Origin of the sequence: Paenibacillus sp. FSL R5-0623, from assembly GCF_037974265.1 — a bacterium.
GTDB lineage: Bacteria > Bacillota > Bacilli > Paenibacillales > Paenibacillaceae > Paenibacillus.
The window spans coordinates 2,439,416-2,458,139 of sequence record NZ_CP150233.1; the positions used below are offsets into that span (position 1 = coordinate 2,439,416).

At 46.4% G+C, this 18,724-nt stretch carries 15 protein-coding genes; all 15 read left to right on the forward strand.

Going from position 1 to position 18,724, the window contains the following annotated elements; genetic code table 11:
* The first annotated feature begins 61 nt into the window (after positions 1-61).
* Positions 62-829, forward strand: coding sequence for an isoprenyl transferase (locus MKY92_RS11215; RefSeq protein ID WP_017689151.1), 768 nt, complete (start codon positions 62-64; stop codon positions 827-829).
* A gap of 16 nt (positions 830-845) precedes the next feature.
* Entirely contained in the window at positions 846-1,640 is a 795-nt protein-coding gene (locus MKY92_RS11220) for a phosphatidate cytidylyltransferase (protein WP_339300699.1), read from the forward strand.
* A 70-nt stretch (positions 1,641-1,710) separates the two neighbouring features.
* Positions 1,711-2,850: a 1-deoxy-D-xylulose-5-phosphate reductoisomerase gene (locus MKY92_RS11225; RefSeq protein ID WP_339300701.1), complete on the forward strand. Its 1,140-nt coding sequence runs from the start codon at positions 1,711-1,713 to the stop codon at positions 2,848-2,850.
* Positions 2,851-2,963: 113 nt separating this feature from the next.
* Entirely contained in the window at positions 2,964-4,235 is a 1,272-nt protein-coding gene (gene rseP / locus MKY92_RS11230) for an RIP metalloprotease RseP (RefSeq protein WP_339300703.1), read from the forward strand.
* Positions 4,236-4,297: 62 nt separating this feature from the next.
* Positions 4,298-5,752: a proline--tRNA ligase gene (gene proS / locus MKY92_RS11235; RefSeq protein WP_339300705.1), complete on the forward strand. Its 1,455-nt coding sequence runs from the start codon at positions 4,298-4,300 to the stop codon at positions 5,750-5,752.
* Between the two features lie 152 nt (positions 5,753-5,904).
* Positions 5,905-10,224 (forward strand): PolC-type DNA polymerase III, encoded by a 4,320-nt coding sequence (locus MKY92_RS11240; RefSeq protein ID WP_339300706.1) that lies wholly within the window; start codon positions 5,905-5,907, stop codon positions 10,222-10,224.
* A 256-nt stretch (positions 10,225-10,480) separates the two neighbouring features.
* The gene (gene rimP / locus MKY92_RS11245) at positions 10,481-10,942 is read left to right on the forward strand and encodes a ribosome maturation factor RimP (protein ID WP_047842499.1); all 462 of its coding nucleotides are present in this window, start codon (positions 10,481-10,483) and stop codon (positions 10,940-10,942) included.
* A 123-nt stretch (positions 10,943-11,065) separates the two neighbouring features.
* The gene (nusA, locus tag MKY92_RS11250) at positions 11,066-12,163 is read left to right on the forward strand and encodes a transcription termination factor NusA (protein ID WP_047842500.1); all 1,098 of its coding nucleotides are present in this window, start codon (positions 11,066-11,068) and stop codon (positions 12,161-12,163) included.
* Positions 12,164-12,188: 25 nt separating this feature from the next.
* Complete coding sequence (locus MKY92_RS11255; protein WP_339300708.1) at positions 12,189-12,494, forward strand: YlxR family protein; 306 nt, start codon at positions 12,189-12,191, stop codon at positions 12,492-12,494.
* Positions 12,487-12,816, forward strand: coding sequence for a ribosomal L7Ae/L30e/S12e/Gadd45 family protein (locus tag MKY92_RS11260; protein WP_017689142.1), 330 nt, complete (start codon positions 12,487-12,489; stop codon positions 12,814-12,816). The genes MKY92_RS11255 and MKY92_RS11260 overlap by 8 nt, the downstream gene beginning before the upstream one ends.
* Positions 12,809-15,394 (forward strand): translation initiation factor IF-2, encoded by a 2,586-nt coding sequence (gene infB, locus MKY92_RS11265; RefSeq protein WP_339300709.1) that lies wholly within the window; start codon positions 12,809-12,811, stop codon positions 15,392-15,394. Before MKY92_RS11260 ends, infB begins: the two co-directional genes overlap by 8 nt.
* 25 nt (positions 15,395-15,419) lie before the next feature.
* The gene (gene rbfA / locus MKY92_RS11270; RefSeq protein ID WP_017689140.1) at positions 15,420-15,779 is read left to right on the forward strand and encodes a 30S ribosome-binding factor RbfA; all 360 of its coding nucleotides are present in this window, start codon (positions 15,420-15,422) and stop codon (positions 15,777-15,779) included.
* A gap of 19 nt (positions 15,780-15,798) precedes the next feature.
* The gene (locus MKY92_RS11275) at positions 15,799-16,776 is read left to right on the forward strand and encodes a bifunctional oligoribonuclease/PAP phosphatase NrnA (protein ID WP_074094582.1); all 978 of its coding nucleotides are present in this window, start codon (positions 15,799-15,801) and stop codon (positions 16,774-16,776) included.
* Complete coding sequence (truB, locus tag MKY92_RS11280; protein WP_339300712.1) at positions 16,770-17,693, forward strand: tRNA pseudouridine(55) synthase TruB; 924 nt, start codon at positions 16,770-16,772, stop codon at positions 17,691-17,693. Before MKY92_RS11275 ends, truB begins: the two co-directional genes overlap by 7 nt.
* Before the next feature lie 82 nt (positions 17,694-17,775).
* Complete coding sequence (locus tag MKY92_RS11285) at positions 17,776-18,702, forward strand: bifunctional riboflavin kinase/FAD synthetase (protein WP_339301762.1); 927 nt, start codon at positions 17,776-17,778, stop codon at positions 18,700-18,702.
* Positions 18,703-18,724 lie beyond the last annotated feature (22 nt).

Genomic DNA, 18,724 nt, shown 5'->3' on the forward strand with positions numbered 1-18,724 from the left:
GGTTTTGTCTCTTTTTCCAAGCTTCAGATAAAGAAACTTCAGGGATTTTGGAGGAACAGGAATGATCAAACGGGTTCGGTCGTGGTGGAATGGGGCTGACAAGCAGGAAACGCTGACTATATCCGAGGACAATATCCCGCAGCACGTCGCCATCATCATGGACGGCAATGGACGATGGGCCAAACGTTTGGGACTCCCGCGTATAGCCGGGCACCAAAATGGCATGAAGGCAGTCAAACGTGCGACCATCGCGGCGGATGAACTGGGCATCAAATATCTGACGATGTACGCTTTTTCGACAGAAAACTGGACGCGTCCAAAAGAAGAAGTGGATTTTCTGATGCGACTTCCGCAAGAATTTCTAGCCATAGAGCTGGATGAACTTATAGAAAAAAATGTGCGCATTCGCATGATGGGTCAAGAGGAACATTTACCTTCTCATACCATTAATGCCTTGCGGGAAGCCATTCGTCTTACGGAACATAATACAGGTCTCGTTTTGAACTTTGCAATGAACTATGGAAGTCGTCGTGAAATGACGGACTGTGTTAAACAGATCGCTCTGCAGGTGAAATCGGGGGAACTATCGGCAGAGGACATAACACCTGAACTCATTGATAGACATATGCTGACGGTTGACATGCCCGATCCGGATCTGCTGATCCGGACGAGCGGAGAGTTGAGATTAAGCAACTTTATGCTCTGGCAGCTTGCATATAGTGAATTATGGTTTACGGATATATACTGGCCCGAATTTGGCAAAAAGCATTTGCTTGAAGCAGTAGCCGAATATCAGCGCAGAACAAGGCGTTACGGCGGTTTGAAATAGATGGAGGATGAAGCCGTTGAAACAGCGATTAACGACAGGAATCATAGCAGGTGTGTTGTTTTTAGGTTTTTGCATGCTGGGCGGACCCTGGTACCATGGTTTGGTACTGCTTATGGCTCTCATCGGTTATTATGAATTTGTTAAAATGACCGGGGTGATGCCTTTTTCAGGTGTGGCCCTGATTGGATATGCTGGTGTTTTTGCCATTGTGTTTCCTTGGGAGATGCTTTGGGAGGCAAGACCGTTATCCTTATTTCAGGTCATCTGGATAGTAATGCTTGTGCTGATGACAGCTTCGGTTGTCACCAAAAATAAGCTTCCCGTGAATACAGTGGCGATGCTTTTCATCGGCGTGTTGTATATAGGGATCGGTTTCTATTACATTGCAGAATCCAGACATCTGCATCATGGATTGTTCTGGACTTTCCTGTTGCTGGGCTCCATATGGGCCAGTGATGCAGGAGCTTATTTTGTAGGGAAACTAATTGGTAAAAACAAACTGTGGCCTTCCATCAGTCCAAACAAAACCGTGGAGGGTGCGCTGGGTGGCATCGTGATTGCAATTGTTACTTCTGTTATTTTTGCATTAGTATCAGATGGTTTGCTTTCGTGGCAAAGAGCGATTGTGATCGGAATTGCCTGTGCAGTTGTAGGTCAGATGGGTGACTTGATCCAGTCTGCATACAAACGTGTATATAATATCAAGGATTCAGGCAGTCTTCTCCCAGGGCATGGAGGCATTCTTGATCGGTGCGACAGCTGGATTGTTGTTTTTCCATTCGTACATATACTAATGCTATTGCCCTACTAAAGAAGAACTTGAGTCTGAGATAACAGCATTGTTTGCCGTAGGCATTGGATAATTAAAAATGAGGTGCAGCATGAAAAAAATTGCGATTCTCGGGTCAACCGGTTCCATTGGAACCCAGACACTGGATGTAGTTGACATGCATCCAGAACTCTTTCAAGTGGAGGGACTGGCTGCCGGAGGCAATACAGACCTGCTGGTCGAACAAACCAAACGTTACCGGCCGAAGAAGGTATCGGTGGGGTCCAAAGAACTGGCGGAGAAGGTAGCTCCACATTTGCCAGCAGGAACGCAACTGTTTTATGGCACTGAGGGACTCGTAGAAGTTGCGGCAGGAACCGATGCGCATACGGTTGTTACAGCGGTGGTGGGGAGTGTTGGATTGGAGTCAACGCTTGCTGCCATAGACGCAGGCAAACAGATCGGGCTGGCCAACAAGGAGACATTGGTTACAGCGGGGCATATTGTTACTACAAGAGCGGCTGCCAAAGGAGTCTCTTTGCTACCCATCGATAGTGAGCACTCTGCGATATACCAATGCTTGAATGGTGAAAACAGAGAACGCTTGGCAGGCATTACGCTCACCGCTTCAGGCGGATCATTCCGGGATCTTACCCGTGAACAGTTGAAGAGCGTGACTATTGAGGATGCGCTTAAACATCCGAATTGGTCAATGGGGTCCAAAATTACGATAGACTCGGCAACGATGGTTAACAAGGGTCTCGAGGTCATTGAAGCACATTGGTTATTTGGTCTTCGATATGATCAGATTAATGTATTGCTTCACCCAGAGAGTGTTATTCATTCCTATGTGGAATTTGATGACACCAGCATCATCGCACAACTGGGGAATCCGGATATGCGCGTTCCCATTCAATATGCACTGACTTACCCTGACCGCTTGCCATCACCAGCACAGCGTCTGTCTCTTGCTCAAGCTGGAAAATTACATTTCCGTGAGATGGATATGGAACGGTTCCCGTGTTTAAGAATGGCGTATGAGTGTGGTAAAATGGGAGGAACCGGAACAACGGCGTTTAATGCAGCCAACGAGGTTGCTGTAGCCCGTTTCTTGCGTAAAGAGATTTCATTCCTTAAAATAGAAGATATTATTGCTTCTGTGCTGGAAGCACACCACAATGTGGACGAGCCTGATCTGCAGGAGATCGCGCGTTGTGATCAGGAGAGCCGTAAGCTTGCGGCCAGTCTGTAATCTCTTTTTTCATAACAAATTGGAAGAAGTGATTCTCTTGTGCGGCATCAGAGAATAATGATAATCTAGAGGGACAGACTGCGGTATGTGCCGTGAAGGAGGATGGATAGGGATTGGAAACCATACAAGTGGTATTTCTAACGGTGCTCATGTTCTTTGTCATCGTGACGGTTCATGAATGGGGGCATTATTATTTTGCCAAACGCGCCGGTATTCTTGTACGGGAGTTTGCGATCGGTTTTGGTCCAAAATTGTTCTCATATAAAAGAAACGAGACCCAGTTTACATTGCGTTTGTTGCCTTTTGGTGGATATGCACGAATGGCAGGGGAAGATCCGGAACTGGTAGAGATCCAGGAAGGACAGACCATTGCGGTAAGATCAGTGGATGACCAGGTGAAGATGATCTATCTGGACCAGCTGGATAACCGTAAAAATGTAATACGTGGTGAAGTCATCTCCATTGATATGGAGAGAGCGCTGAAGCTTCAACTCGATGTAGATGGAGAGATTCAGGAGTATCGTATTCATCCTCAAGCAATGTTGGTAAGTCGTGGTAAACAAACGCAGATTGCACCGAAAGATCGTCAATTCGGCAGCAAAACTGTTGGACAGCGTGCATTGGCTATTTTTGCGGGCCCACTCATGAACTTTATCTTGGCCTTTGTGCTGTTTGCTGTATATGCGCAGATGGCAGGAGTTCCGGTGGAAAATCCAAAAAATCTTCAAATTGGTGAGGTGCTTGAAGGTGGGGCAGCCGATCAGGCGAACCTGCAAAAGGGCGATATTATCGAAACCATCAATGGTACTGCAATTGGTACGGATTCTCAAAAAATGGTGTCGATGATTGCCGATTCCAAAGACAAGCCGATGGAATGGACGCTGCGCCGGGGTTCGGATACGTTTAATATAACGATTACTCCACGTGCTGTAGAAGGACAAGAGGGCGGTAAAGTGGGGATCGTACCTACGTTACCAACCCGATCTGTTGGATTTGTAGAGACATTTAAAGTCTCAGGCGTGGCCATGGTTGATACAACCAGAATAATATTTGAAGGTTTTAAACATCTGATCAATCAATTCAACATGGATGATATTGGTGGCCCAGTTCGTACATTTGAAGTGACAGGGCAAATTGCTAAACAAGGGATTGAACAATTAACGAGATGGGCAGCAATTTTGAGTCTGTATCTTGGGATATTTAACTTGCTACCAATACCTGCACTGGACGGCAGCCGTCTGGTATTTTTGGGAATTGAAGCGCTGCGCGGCAGACCTGTTGATCCCAATCGCGAAGGCATGGTGCATTTCATCGGATTTGCGATGTTGTTTGTGTTGATGCTGGCAGTAACTTACAATGATATATTACGTTTAATTAACGGATAATTACGGTTGGACTACGCTCTGGACATTCAGAGATAGTCGTTATGGGAGGACGCTGGAGTCTTATGTCAAAGGAAAATGATAAACAGTTCGTGACTGAAATCACACCACAGGGTGAGGATTTCTCACGCTGGTACATTGATGTTATCAAAAAAGCTGATCTCATGGACTATGCACCCGTACGCGGTTGTATTGTGTTCAAACCAGACGGCTTTGAAATCTGGGAACATATTAAGGATGAGTTGGATCGTCGTTTCCGGGAAACGGGCCATCGCAATGCGTACTTCCCGATGTTCATTCCTGAGAGCTTCTTTCAAAAGGAAAAAGAGCACGTGGAAGGTTTTAACCCTGAATTACCATGGGTTACTGAAGCTGGCGGAGAGAAGTTGGAAGAACGTCTGGCAATCCGTCCTACATCCGAAACGATTATCGGTCACATGTATTCCAAGTGGATTCAGTCTTATCGGGATCTGCCGGTACTGATCAACCAGTGGGCTAACGTAGTTCGTTGGGAAAAAAGAACGTTGCCGTTCCTTCGCACAAGTGAGTTCCTGTGGCAGGAAGGTCATACAGCGCATGAGACGGAAGAAGAAGCACGTGAAGAAACGATGAAAATGCTTGAGATTTATCGTGAAGTGGTTGAGGAATACTTGGCTATTCCTGTAATTGTTGGTCAGAAAACCAAATCCGAGAAGTTTGCGGGTGCGGTGGATACGTACTCGATCGAAGCCATGATGAAGGATGGGCGTGCTGTACAAGCAGGTACATCTCACTATATGGGGACGAACTTTGCAAAAGCATTTGAAATCCAGTATCTTAGCCGCAATAATGTGCTGGAGCTGGCTTACACTACTTCATGGGGAGTAAGCACTCGTTTGATCGGTGCATTAATTATGGTTCACGGAGATGACCGTGGTCTCGTACTTCCTCCTAAAGTGGCACCAACACAAGTGGTCATGATTCCAATTGGGCCTCCGAAAACGCGTGATGCTGTTGTTGGGCGTGCAGATGAGTTGTTCACTGAGTTGAAAAAAGCTGGAGTTCGTGTGAAAATGGATGACCGCAGCGATGTTCGCCCAGGTTGGAAGTTCAATGAATACGAGATGCGCGGTGTTCCGATTCGTCTGGAGATTGGTCCACGTGATATGGAAAATGGCGTTTGTGTACTCGTATCACGGATCACAGGTGAGAAGAAAGTGGTAGAACAAGCGAACCTGGTAGAAGAGATCCAGGCTATGCTGACACAGATTCAGGCAGATATGTTAGAGCGTGCTCGCACATTTATGTCGGATAACTTCTACTCCGTGGATACACTCGATGCGATGAAAGAACTGATGGAAAATAAACGCGGGTTTACACTGGCTGGATGGTGCGGTTCAGAAGCTTGCGAAGATAAAGTAAGAGAAGTCACAGGTGCAACAAGCCGGAACATTCCGTTCAAGCCTGCGGAAGAAAAGCATACGTGCCTGGCTTGTGGTGAACAGGCAGAACACACGGTTGTGTTTGCAAGAGCATACTAAGTCAGGATCACTTGACGAAAAGCACTTATTCACCGTTTAAGTAATGAATGGAGAGCTTCTGTCGGATAAAATGAGTCGGTGCGAGTTCGGATCGGTGACATTTTTGAATGCAGGGGCTTTTCATGCTTTAAGGGGGTACAAGGAGGAACACGATGAGCGGATTCGAGGAGAAAAGAAAACGGTTTGAGTTGTTGATGAAACAGGCAGAGCTTCCGGCTGGTCTGTTAGAGCCCTATTTTTTGGATGGATGGATTGAACAAGTAGAGACCAATCGAAGTAATCGGGAATGGAATATTCTGATTGCAAAGGATACGTTGGTACCCGCTCCAATCTATCGCACATTTTGCCTGCATATCCAAGAGAAAATGAATCATATCGCCAAAATTTCATTTGGCTTCAAATACACGGACCAAGTACAAAATGGTGATATCGTCAGTGAATATTGGAATCTGTTTCTGGAGTGGGTTACCCGTGAGATTCCATCTGTAAATGGTTGGATGAACCGGACAACCTTTGAATGTGAAGAGGATCTTCTACAACTGACAATGAGTGATGCAACGTCGATGGAATTGGCTCGTAAGAAACAGATTGATCAGGCTATTACGAAATTCTATGAAAATTACTTTCATCTACCTCTTCGCATCAAGATGCAAGTGGGTGAAGTGGGAAGTAATAAAGAGGCCATGGAACAGTTCCAGGCCCAAAAACGTGTAGAAGAACTTGAGGTCATCGAGAAGATGATGAGTGAAGTGGACACAGAAATCCCGGTGGATGAGGAGCAGGGTGATCTGCGTTTGCAAATGGGTTATGACATCAAGGAGCCAGCAGTACCCATGCAGGAAATCCAGGATGAAGAGAAAAAGGTCACGCTTCAAGGTACGGTATTTGGACTGGATCGTAAAGAATTGCGAAACGGAAATACGTTGTTTACCTTCTACCTGACCGACTTCACGGACTCCATGCAAATGAAGATGTTTGCCAAAACAAAAGAGGATGTAAAAATTCTCAGTTTGCTGGCTAATGGTAAATGGGTAAAAGTGCGTGGTCGTGTAGAATATGACCGGTTTATGCAAATTCCTGAACTCGCTATGATTCCTTCGGATTTGATTGAAGTTAAAGCACCGCCGTCTCGTAAAGATAATGCACCAGAGAAGCGGGTGGAGTTCCATTTGCACTCTACGATGAGTACGATGGATGCTGTAACTTCAATCGACAAATACGTGAAAATGGCAGCAGAGTGGGGACATAAGGCGATTGCTGTCAGTGATCATGGTGGGGTGCAGGTCTATCCCGAGGCTTCCAAGGCTGCTAAGAAAAACGGGATTAAAATGATCTACGGCCTTGAGGCCAATGTCGTGAATGACTCTGTTGCAGTTGTAATGGCTCCTCAGCCATTGGATCTCCAAACAGCAACATACATCGTATTTGATATCGAGACCACAGGTTTGTCGGTAACACAGAACAAAATTATTGAGATTGCAGCCGTGAAGATGCAAGATGGTAAAGAAATCGACCGGTTTGCAACGTTTGTAAATCCGCATGAACGCATTCCCTACAACATTCAGCAATTGACCAATATTAATGATGACATGGTAAAAGACGCACCTGAGCTGGAGCCTGTTATTCGTGAGTTTGTGCAGTTTGCTGGTGATGGTGTGCTTGTTGCGCATAATGCACGTTTTGACATGGGCTTTATCCAGGCTTCCCTGAAGCAAATTGGATTGCCAGAGCTTCCTAACCCGGTCCTTGACACATTGGAACTGGCGAGATTGTTATTTCCAAAAAATAAGAATCACCGTCTGAATACGATGGCGGATAAATATAAAGTTGGACTCGAAAGTCATCACCGTGCCATTGATGATACGGTTGCACTCGCGGGCATACTGATCGGATTATTAAATGATGCTGCCCAGATGAAAGGGTTAACTAGGCTTGATCGCTTGAACGATTATGTAGGTGTCGACTTGTCGAATACAAGACCTTTCCATTGTGGAATCTATGCATTGAATGATGTCGGTAAGAAAAATCTATACAAGCTGGTATCTCTCTCTCATACGGAACATTTCAAGCGGGTACCGTGCATTCCCAAATCAAAACTGATTAATTTGCGTGAAGGCCTTGTTATTATATCGGGCTGTGAAAAAGGGGAGTTTTTCGAAGCGGTGCTTAACAAATCGCTCGAAGAAGCGGAAGAGATCGCTGAGTTCTATGACATTCTGGAGATCCAACCACTTACCATGTATATGCATTTGGTGGATAAAGGGTTGGTGGCTACACCCGAAGAAATCAAAACAGCGATCCGTAAAGTCATCGATATAGGTGCAAAACTTAATAAACCGGTCATAGCCACAGGTAACGTGCACTATTTGGAACCGCGTGACAAGTTATATCGGGATATCACCATTCACGGAATTACAGGTTTTAGTCCACTGAAAGATCAACGTAAACCGGATGCACATTTTAGAACGACAGAGGAAATGCTGGAAGAGTTCCAGTTCCTGGGCCAAGATAAAGCTTACGAAGTCGTTGTTACAAATACGGTAGAGTTATCTGATCGATTTGAGGAAATTAAGTTATTCCCGGACAAACTGTTTACTCCAATTCTGGAAGGTGCGGACGAAGAAATCCGTAATACCTGTTATGAAACTGCCAAGTCCATCTATGGCGAGGAATTACCAGAAGTAATCGTTGCACGACTAGAGAAAGAGCTCATTCCAATTATTAAATATGGTTTTTCTGCCAACTATCTGATCTCGGAACGCTTGGTTAAAAAATCGAATCAGGATGGTTACCTCGTAGGTTCGCGGGGATCGGTTGGCTCCTCTGTTGTTGCTACATTCCTGGGTATATCCGAGGTTAATCCACTACCTGCTCATTATATTTGTGTGAATTCAGAATGCAAACACAGCGAGTGGTTCCTGGACGGCAGTGTTCGGAGTGGATTTGACCTTCCAGAGAAAGAGTGTCCGGATTGTGGTGGCACACTTAAAGGAGAAGGCCAGGATATTCCGTTTGAGACCTTCCTTGGGTTTAAAGGAGATAAAGTTCCCGATATTGACTTGAACTTCTCTGGTGATTATCAGCCTCACGCACATAACTACACGAAAGTGCTATTCAGCGAGAAAAGTGTTTTCCGTGCGGGGACCATCGGTACGGTGGCTGAGAAAACAGCATTTGGTTTTGCTAAGAAGTACGAGGAACATCATCAGAAGAAATGGCGTGGAGCTGAATTGAATCGTTTGGCCTCTGGCTGTACTGGGGTGAAACGGAGTACTGGTCAGCATCCCGGTGGTATTGTCGTAGTACCTGATTATATCGAGGTCGAAGACGTTACACCTGTTCAGTTTCCGGCTGACGACGTTAATGCGGAGTGGAAAACGACACACTTTGATTATCATGCTTTTGAAGAAAACTTGCTGAAACTTGATATTCTGGGGCACGATGATCCAACTATGATGCGGATGTTGCAGGATTTGACAGGGGTCGATCCAACGACCATTCCGATGAATGATCCGAAAGTCATGAGCATGTTTAACTCAACCGAAGCTTTGGGTGTTACACCGGAACAGATTAGGTCGCCAGTCGCGACGTTTGGCGTGCCGGAGATGGGAACGAAATTTGTACGTCAGATGCTTGTTGAATCCCAGCCGACGTCTTTTGCCGATTTGCTGCAGATTTCCGGATTGTCCCATGGTACAGGGGTATGGCTTGGAAACGCTCAGGATCTGATTAAGAACGGAACGTGTAACATTAAGACGGTAATTGGGTGTCGGGATGATATCATGTTATTCCTGATCTATAAAACGGGAATGGATGCAAGTCTGGCATTTAAGATTACCGAGAGTGTTCGTAAGGGACGGGGCCTGCCGCAGGAATGGATTGACGAGATGAAGAATTGTAAAGTGCCTCAATGGTACATTGATTCGTGTCTCAAAATCCAGTACATGTTCCCGAAGGCACACGCGGCCGCTTATGTTATTTCGGCAGTACGTACGGCGTTCTTCAAGCTGTATCATCCGATTGAATATTACGCAACTTACTTTACCGTTCGGGCGGATGAGATTGATATCGAACTGATGTGCCAGGGATATGACGCGATCTATCGCAAAATTACGGAAATTGAGCAATTAGGTTTCCAAGCTCCTCCAAAAGAGAAAAACATGTTACCTGTTCTGGAAATGGGTCTGGAAATGGCAGCACGCGGATTCTCGCTGAAATCCATTGACTTATACCGTTCGGAAGCGACAAAGTTCATCGTTGACGGAAAATCACTAATCCCTCCATTTTCGGCGTTGGCAGGAATCGGGGATAATGCTGCTCGCAACATTGCTGCAGCAAGAGATCATGGTGAGTTTCTATCGGTTGAGGACTTCCAGCAGAAGTCGAAAGCAAGTAAGACCATTGTTGAACTCCTGTCCAATATGGGATGTTTCCGTGGCTTGCCAGAGAGCAATCAGCTTTCTCTTTTCTAGGATTGAATTTGGATCTAAACATCGCGATTGCTGGGGGAACGTAATTTTTCCTTCATTAGTAAGTAAACTGCCTGAACCATCGCTTACTTGTCACTATTACCAGACTATGTTATAATTTTTGAAGTGAACGAGATAGTACGAATTTCTAAAGAGTGGGGAAACCCACTCTTTAGTCTTTGGTATACAAGAATCTTGGGTATTGAATAATCTGCCAGTGCTTTTTTGCTGGTGTAACCTAAGTTGGAGGTTATTGGTTTTGAGCACAACGAACATTAAATCTACCGTGGAAGAAATGATCCAACCCTACTTGAACGAACAAGGCTTCGAGCTGGTTGACATCGAATACGTCAAAGAAGGCAGCAACTGGTTTTTACGGGTGTATGTCGACAAAGAGGGTGGCATCGACATCGACGATTGCGTCTTGATCAGCGAAAAGCTGAGCGCCAAGCTGGATGAGAACGATCCGATTCCAACCATCTATTTCCTTGAAGTGTCTTCTCCCGGTGCGGAGCGTCCACTGAAAAAACCTGAGGACGTTACCAAAGCTGTAGGCAAAAATGTTTTTGTTACAACCTACGAGCCGGTGAACGGATTGAAGGAATTTGAAGGCAAGCTGCTTTCCTTTGATGACGAGGAACTCGTGATCGAAGCAGGCAAAAAACAGCATGCCATTTCTTATGATAAGGTTGCCAGTGCGCGCCTAGCTATTTTGTTTTAAGTGCCTTGTTCACTTTATTAATGAAAAAGACACATCTCACGATAACGGCAAGGTGCTCATGAGTTCAGAGCCTTTCGCCGTTTTACGTATGAGATGCCATGTTTGAAAGGGGGATCAACATTCATGAGTATGGATTTTATTGAAGCAATGAATGAATTGGAACGGGAAAAAGGGATCAGCAAGGATGTGCTATTTGAAGCGATCGAGGCTGCACTAATTTCCAGCTACAAGCGGAATTTCAACACGGCCCAGAATGTGCGTGTTGACATGAACCGTAATACGGGAGTTATTCGGGTGTATGCCCGTAAATTGATCGTGGAAGAAGTCCTAGATTCACGTACCGAAATTTCATTGCCTGCTGCACGAGAAATCAACCCACACTTCCAGCTGGAAGATATTGCGGAGATTGAAGTTACGCCGCGTGATTTCGGACGTATCGCGGCACAAACTGCCAAACAGGTAGTGACCCAGCGGATTCGTGAAGCCGAACGCGGCCTGATCTACAACGCTTTCGTAGATAAGGAAGAAGATATCGTTACGGGAGTGGTGCAGCGTCAGGATTTGCGCAATATCTACATCGATCTGGGCAAAATCGAAGCGGCTTTACCGCTGACCGAATTGATGCCGAACGAGAAGTTTGTTCATGGTGACCGTATTAAGGCGTATATCACCAAGGTCGAGAATACGACGAAAGGGCCGCAAATCATTTTGTCCCGTACCCATCCGGGCCTCTTGAAACGTCTCTTTGAACTGGAAGTGCCTGAGATCTTTGACGGTGTAGTTGAAATTCGCTCCGTCGCTCGCGAAGCAGGGTTCCGCTCCAAGATTGCCGTTCACTCCCGCAACGAGGAAGTTGATCCAGTTGGATCTTGTGTAGGTCCTAGGGGAATGCGCGTGCAGACCATTGTGGGTGAGCTGCGCGGTGAAAAAATCGACATCGTTCGTTTCTCCGATCAGGTAGACGAATATGTTGCTAATGCACTGAGTCCTTCCAAAGTATTGGAAGTTCATGTATTTGAGGAAGAAAAGATGGCTCGGGTTATCGTTCCGGACTATCAACTGTCGCTCGCAATTGGTATCAAAGGCCAAAATGCCAGATTAGCAGCCAAATTAACCGGCTGGAAAATCGACATTAAGAGCGAGAGCCAGGCGGAACAGGAATTCGGCAGAGAAAAAGATTCTTCTTCTGAAATGCATCAGGATTCCGTCTCCGTCGACTAAAGTAAAGTACGGGGGGCGCTGACGTATGAAACCAAAAAAAGTGCCGCTGCGCAAATGTGTGGCATGCCAAGAAATGATGCCCAAAAAGCAGCTGATTCGCATTGTTAAAACGCCAGAGGATGAAGTGCTGATCGATTTGACTGGCAAAAAATCCGGACGTGGTGCCTATTTATGCGGCAAAGAGTCCTGTTTTAAGCTCGCACTCAAAAACCGGGCCTTGGATCGGGCGTTAAAAGGCAAAGTCTCACCTGAAATTTACCAGCAATTAGCAGCTGACTTCATCGCAGTTGAGGATGAATTCAAAGCAGCACAGGAGCGTGAACATGACTAATATTAAAACGCTGTCTTATTTGGGACTCTCTATGCGTGCAGGTAAACTTGTAACAGGTGAAGAAATTGTACTTAAAGCGATCCGTTCTTCCGAAGCTAAAATGGTTATTGTTGCGGGTGACGCCTCAGCCAATACACAAAAGAAATTTCGCGATAAATGCGGAACTTATAAGGTTCCTCTGTTGATCGGATTTGACCGGGATAGCCTGGGTTCAAGTATCGGAAAAGACACGCGTGTTGTTCTTGCAGTAACGGATCGAGGGTTTGCAAAAATGATCTCCAAGCAAGTCGGTATAATGTCGGAGGTGGAGTATATTGAGTAAACAGGAAAACAAGGATAAATTGCGAGTTTATGAATATGCGAAGTCCCTTAATATGAGTAGTAAAGAAATTATAACCATTCTTAAAAAGCTGGAAATTCCCGTAAACAATCATATGAGTGTCATGGAGAATGGTTCAGTCGGTAAGGTGGAACAATTTTTTAAAGATATAAAATCTACTGCTGCTTCCAAACAAGGCAACGATGCAAAACCAGTTGCTACTTCGGCAGTGCGCAGTGACAAACCAGTGGACAGCAACAAGCCGGCCGGCGGAGTGAACACGCCGAAGAGCAGTAACCCATCCGGTAGTCCCGTACAAACAAAAATACAACAGGAAAAGCAGGTAGGTATGAACAATAGACCAAATTCCAACAATAACAATGGCACCCAAAGACCCAGCGGCCAAGATAGCCGCAACAGAACGAACTCTTCCCAAGGCTCAAGCCAAGGGGGACAATCAAGTAACCGCCCAAGACCAGCTCAAGGTGGACAAAGCAGTACTGCATCCCGTCCGCAAAGTACGGGACAACGTCCAAACAGCACTGGTGGCGGTCAAGCAAGACCTTCAGGACCTAATACTGGTGGCAACACTGGTACTGGCGGCAACCGTAGCGGTGGCCAAGGTCAGAGCCAAGGACAAGGCCAACGTAGAAGCGGCCCAGGTGGCACTACTGGCAGCAACAACAATAGTGGTAACCGTTCGAACAGCGGTGGCGGTGGACGTCGTTATGATGACAACCGTGGCGGCAACTTCCGTGGTAACCGTGGTGGCAAGAACAACCGCAACAGAAATCAACAACAGTACCAACAACGTGAGAAAATTGATAACACACCTAAGAAAATCATCGTTCGTGGTGATATGACCGTTGGTGAAACAGCGAAGTTGCTCCATAAGGATGCTTCCGAAGTTATCAAAAAGCTCATCGCTATGGGCGTTATGGCAACAATCAACCAAGAGCTTGATATCGAAACGATCCTTCTGCTTTCAGGTGAATTCGGTGTTGAGGTTGAAGTGAAGATTGTGCTTGAAGATGACCGTTTCGAAACACTGGAAGAGAATGATGATGCTGCTGACTTGCAGGCTCGTCCACCAGTAGTTACGATCATGGGTCACGTTGACCATGGTAAAACAACTTTGCTGGATGCGATTCGTTCCACGAATGTATCCGATGGCGAAGCTGGCGGAATCACGCAACATATCGGTGCATATCAAGTTGAAATTAACAACAAAAAAATCACGTTCCTGGATACTCCGGGTCACGAAGCGTTTACAGCGATGCGTGCACGTGGCGCACAAGTTACGGATATGACGATTATTGTCGTAGCTGCGGATGACGGTGTTATGCCACAGACCATTGAGGCGATTAACCATGCCAAAGCTGCTGGGCTACCAATCATCGTGGCTGTCAACAAAATTGACAAGCCGGGCGCTGATCCAGACAAAGTGAAACAAGAATTAACCAGCTATGAACTCGTTCCGGAAGAGTGGGGCGGAGATACCATCTTTGTTAACGTGTCAGCGAAACAAAGAATGGGTCTGGAAGGTCTGCTTGAAATGATTCTGCTCGTTGCAGAAGTGAACGAATACAAAGCGAACCCGGACAAACGTGCCCGTGGTACAGTGATTGAAGCCGAGTTGGATAAAGGACGTGGCCCAGTTGCACGTATCCTCGTACAGCACGGTACATTGAAAGTCGGCGATGCTTTCGTTGCAGGTAACTGCTTCGGTCGTGTTCGTGCGATGGTCAATGACAAAGGTCGCAAATTGAAAGAAGCTGGACCTTCAACACCTGTAGAAATCACAGGTCTGACTGAAGTTCCAGGTGCGGGAGATCCATTCATGGTGTTTGAAGATGAGCGCAAAGCGCGTTCCATCGCTGACAAACGTTCGATCACGCAACGTGAATCCGATCTGGGTACGCATACTCGTGTGACGTTGGATGATCTGTTCCAGCACATTAAAGATGGCGAGATCAAAGATCTGAACGTAATCATCAAAGGTGATGTACAAGGTTCGGTTGAAGCATTGAAAGGTTCCCTTGCGAAGATCGAAGTTGAAGGTGTACGCGTGAAAATTATTCATAGCGGCGCTGGTGCAATCACAGAATCCGACATCATTTTAGCTGCAGCATCCAATGCTATCGTGATCGGTTTCAACGTTCGTCCTGATAACCAGGCGAAATCAACTGCAGATCAAGAGCAAGTAGACATTCGTCTGCATCGCGTGATCTACAGTGTTATCGAAGAAATTGAACAAGCGATGAAAGGTATGCTTGATCCGATCTACAAAGAAAAAGTTATCGGTCATGCTGAAGTTCGGAGCACGTTCTCCATCAGTAAAGTGGGTACCATCGCTGGTTGTATGGTTACCTCGGGTAAAATTACGCGTTCTGCGGAAGCACGCCTGATTCGTGATGGCATTGTCCTTTATGAAGGTAAGCTGGATTCCCTGAAACGTTATAAAGATGATGCCAAAGAAGTAGCACAAGGTTACGAGTGCGGTATCACACTTGATAAATATAATGATCTCAAAGAAGGCGACGTTATCGAAGCTTTCATTATGGAGACAGTACAACGATAAGCAAGGAAGCATGAGGTGAACAACGATGGCTAAGATTCGTACAGGTAGAGTGGGCGAACAGATCAAGAAAGAAATAAGTCTGCTCATCCAGTCTGAACTGAAAGATCCACGTATCGGCTTTATTACGGTAACGGGAGTCGAAGTGACAGGAGACTTGTCGCAAGCCAAAGTTTATCTGAGTGTCTTCGGTGAACAGGAACAAAAAGATAACACGCTCAAAGCTCTGGCAAAAGCAAATGGATTTTTGCGTTCCGAGCTGGGCAAACGTATCCGGTTCCGGCATGTTCCCGAGTTGATATTTAAGATTGACGAATCCATCGCTTATGGCAGCCGAATTGAGAAGCTGCTTGGCGATATTGGTTCCGACAAGAACGAATCCCAGTAACAGAATAGAGGAGACGGCAATGCACACTTATGAACAGGCGCTCCAGGCCGGAAAGCAATTTCTGCTGGAGCATGATGATTACCTGGTCGTGTCGCATGTACAGCCGGACGGTGACGCAGTCAGCTCGACGGTAACGGTGGGCTGGCTGCTGTCATGTCTGGGTAAGACATTCACGATGATTAATGAAGGTGAAATCCCCGGGCGCATGCAATTTTTGTGGGAAGCAGGCAACATTGTGAACATGACCGAACAACCACCGCAGCGAAAATATAAAGCTGTTATCTGTGTGGATTGTGCAGACTTTGCCAGAGTAGGTTTGACACGTCATTATTTCGAAGATGATGCTGTTATCTTGAATATTGATCATCACCCTACAAATGACGGTTATGGTACAGTCAACATCATTAAGTCTGATGCTGCTGCAACGGCTGAAATCTTGTTCGATTTTCTTAACCTGTTCCAAGTAACATGGGATAAAGATGTTGCGACGGCAGTTTATACAGGATTGCTTACCGATACAGGTGGATTCCGTTATGCCAACACCAGCCCAAATGTAATGACAACGGCCTCCAGACTGCTTGAACATGGCGTGGATGGACCCTATCTCGCCCAGACCTTGTTGGAACAGGTGACTCTTCCGCAAGTTCGGATTTTGAATCAGGCACTATCAAGCCTGCAGATGACAGATGATGGAAAGATAGCCTGGGTTGTTATTACACCAGATGATATGGTGGCTTGTGGAGCAGCAAATGAAGATCTTGAAGGGGTAGTGAACTATCCGCGCAACATTCAGGGCGTGGAAGTTGGTATCTTTTTCAAAGTCATCAACGAGAATGCGGTCAAGGTTTCTTTGCGTTCAGCTGGCAAGATTGATGTTGCTGCACTAGCCCAGACCTTTGGCGGAGGCGGGCATGTGCTCGCAGCCGGATGTCGTCTGGAAGGCAGACTTGATGATATTGTCGCAAAAGTACTGAAGCAGGTGAACTCACAATGGTAAAGCCATTTGAAGGTGTACTTCCGGTATATAAACCGGCGGGATTTACTTCTCATGATGTTGTAGCCAAAATGCGTCGCATTCTCAAAATGAAGCGCATTGGGCATACGGGCACACTTGACCCACAAGTTACAGGCGTTCTGCCTCTCTGTCTTGGACGGGCGACACGTGTGGTGGAGTACATGCAGGAGCTTCCGAAGGAATATCTGACTACGCTCAGATTGGGACTCTCTACTGACACAGAGGATATGACAGGGGAAGTCATTGAGCGGGCTGAAACGACTGTCGAAGTAACACAGGAACAGGTTCAACAGGTGCTAGAGCAGTTTCTGGGCACGATCTCTCAAGTACCACCCATGTATTCTGCGGTAAAGGTAGACGGCAAACGTCTTTATGAGCTTGCTCGTGAAGGTAAGACGGTAGAGCGTAAGAGTCGTGAGGTCACAATCTATGAGCTCGAACTTACTGGGATTGAGACTCAGGGTGAGACCACCGATATATCCTTCCGGGCCTTATGTTCAAAAGGTACTTATATTCGGACATTGTGTGTAGACATTGGCCGGGAACTCGGATATCCATCAACCATGGTTCAACTGGAGCGTACGATATCGGCAGGTATCTCTGCGGATCGTTGTCTTCGTATTGAAGAAGTGGAACAACTCATGGCTGACGGGACTTTGGCGGAGGCGCTGATTCCTGTTGACGAGGCTATTGCTTCAATTCCAGCCCACAAGGTTGGAGAAGAACAGACCAAAGGAGCACTGCAAGGTCAGAAACTGTCTGCGCGTCTTCTGGAACCGCCTGTGGAGCAACCTGGTTTGCTGCGGTTGTATGCTCAGGATGGTACGTTTCTGGGGATATTTGAGCGGGATGAACTAAAACCAACGGTGAGGGCAGTTAAAGTCTTTTTGCCGGAATAAAGAGGTTTCGGGCTTGGAGTTGTGGTGATGCTCTAGCTTGGCCTATCTAGTGAAATGCAGGTGAATGATTGTGAAAACCGTAATGCTAACCTATCCGCAGACGTTACATTCGACTGAGCTGAGCACACTGCCCCAAGTGCTTGCGATTGGTCAATTCGACGGACTGCATCTCGGACATGCAAGTGTCATTTTATCAGCTGTCCGCATTGCGCGGGAAACGGGCATGCAGGCAGCGGTCATGACCTTTCATCCACATCCGAAGGAAGTTATGCGCAAAGGGGATTACGAGGGTTATTTAACTCCCTTGAGAGATAAAGAAGACATCTTGGCAGGAATGGGCGTTGATGTACTCTATGTGGTGGAGTTCAATAAAGATTTCTCACGGTTGACGCCGCAACAATTCGTACACGACTTGTTGATTCCTCTTCAGACACGAACAGCGGTGGTGGGTTTTGACTTCCGTTTTGGTCACAAGGGTGCAGGGGATGAACAACTTCTTCGTACTTTGGGAGAAGGAGAGATGACGGTGGAAACTGTTCCTCCTTTCTTGTTAAATGGTCAAAAAGTGAGCAGTTCTCTCATTCGTGGCCTGTTGAAGCGTGGGGAGATGGATGAGGCCAGTCAGTGGCTTGGCCGACCTTACAGCATCAGAGGAACCGTCATTCACGGGGAGAAGCGTGGACGAACGATTGGATTTCCTACAGCCAACCTTGAACTCACGGATCATTACGTTACCCCGTCGAAGGGAGTTTACGCTGTTCGTGTGCAGTATGGCGAGCAGGAACTGCATGGCGTAATGAACCTTGGTGTGAAACCTACGTTTCACGAAAGCGGGATGAAACCTACGTTTGAAGTGCACCTTCTTGATTTTGATGGACACTTGTATGACCAGGAACTAAAGGTTGAGCTCGTTCACTATATTCGTCAAGAACGAAAGTTTGACTCCATTGATGCATTGATTAGCCAGATTCGTGAAGATGCATTAACTGCCGGCCGCCTGTTATCTTAAAGGTTCAGGATTAAATGCATGT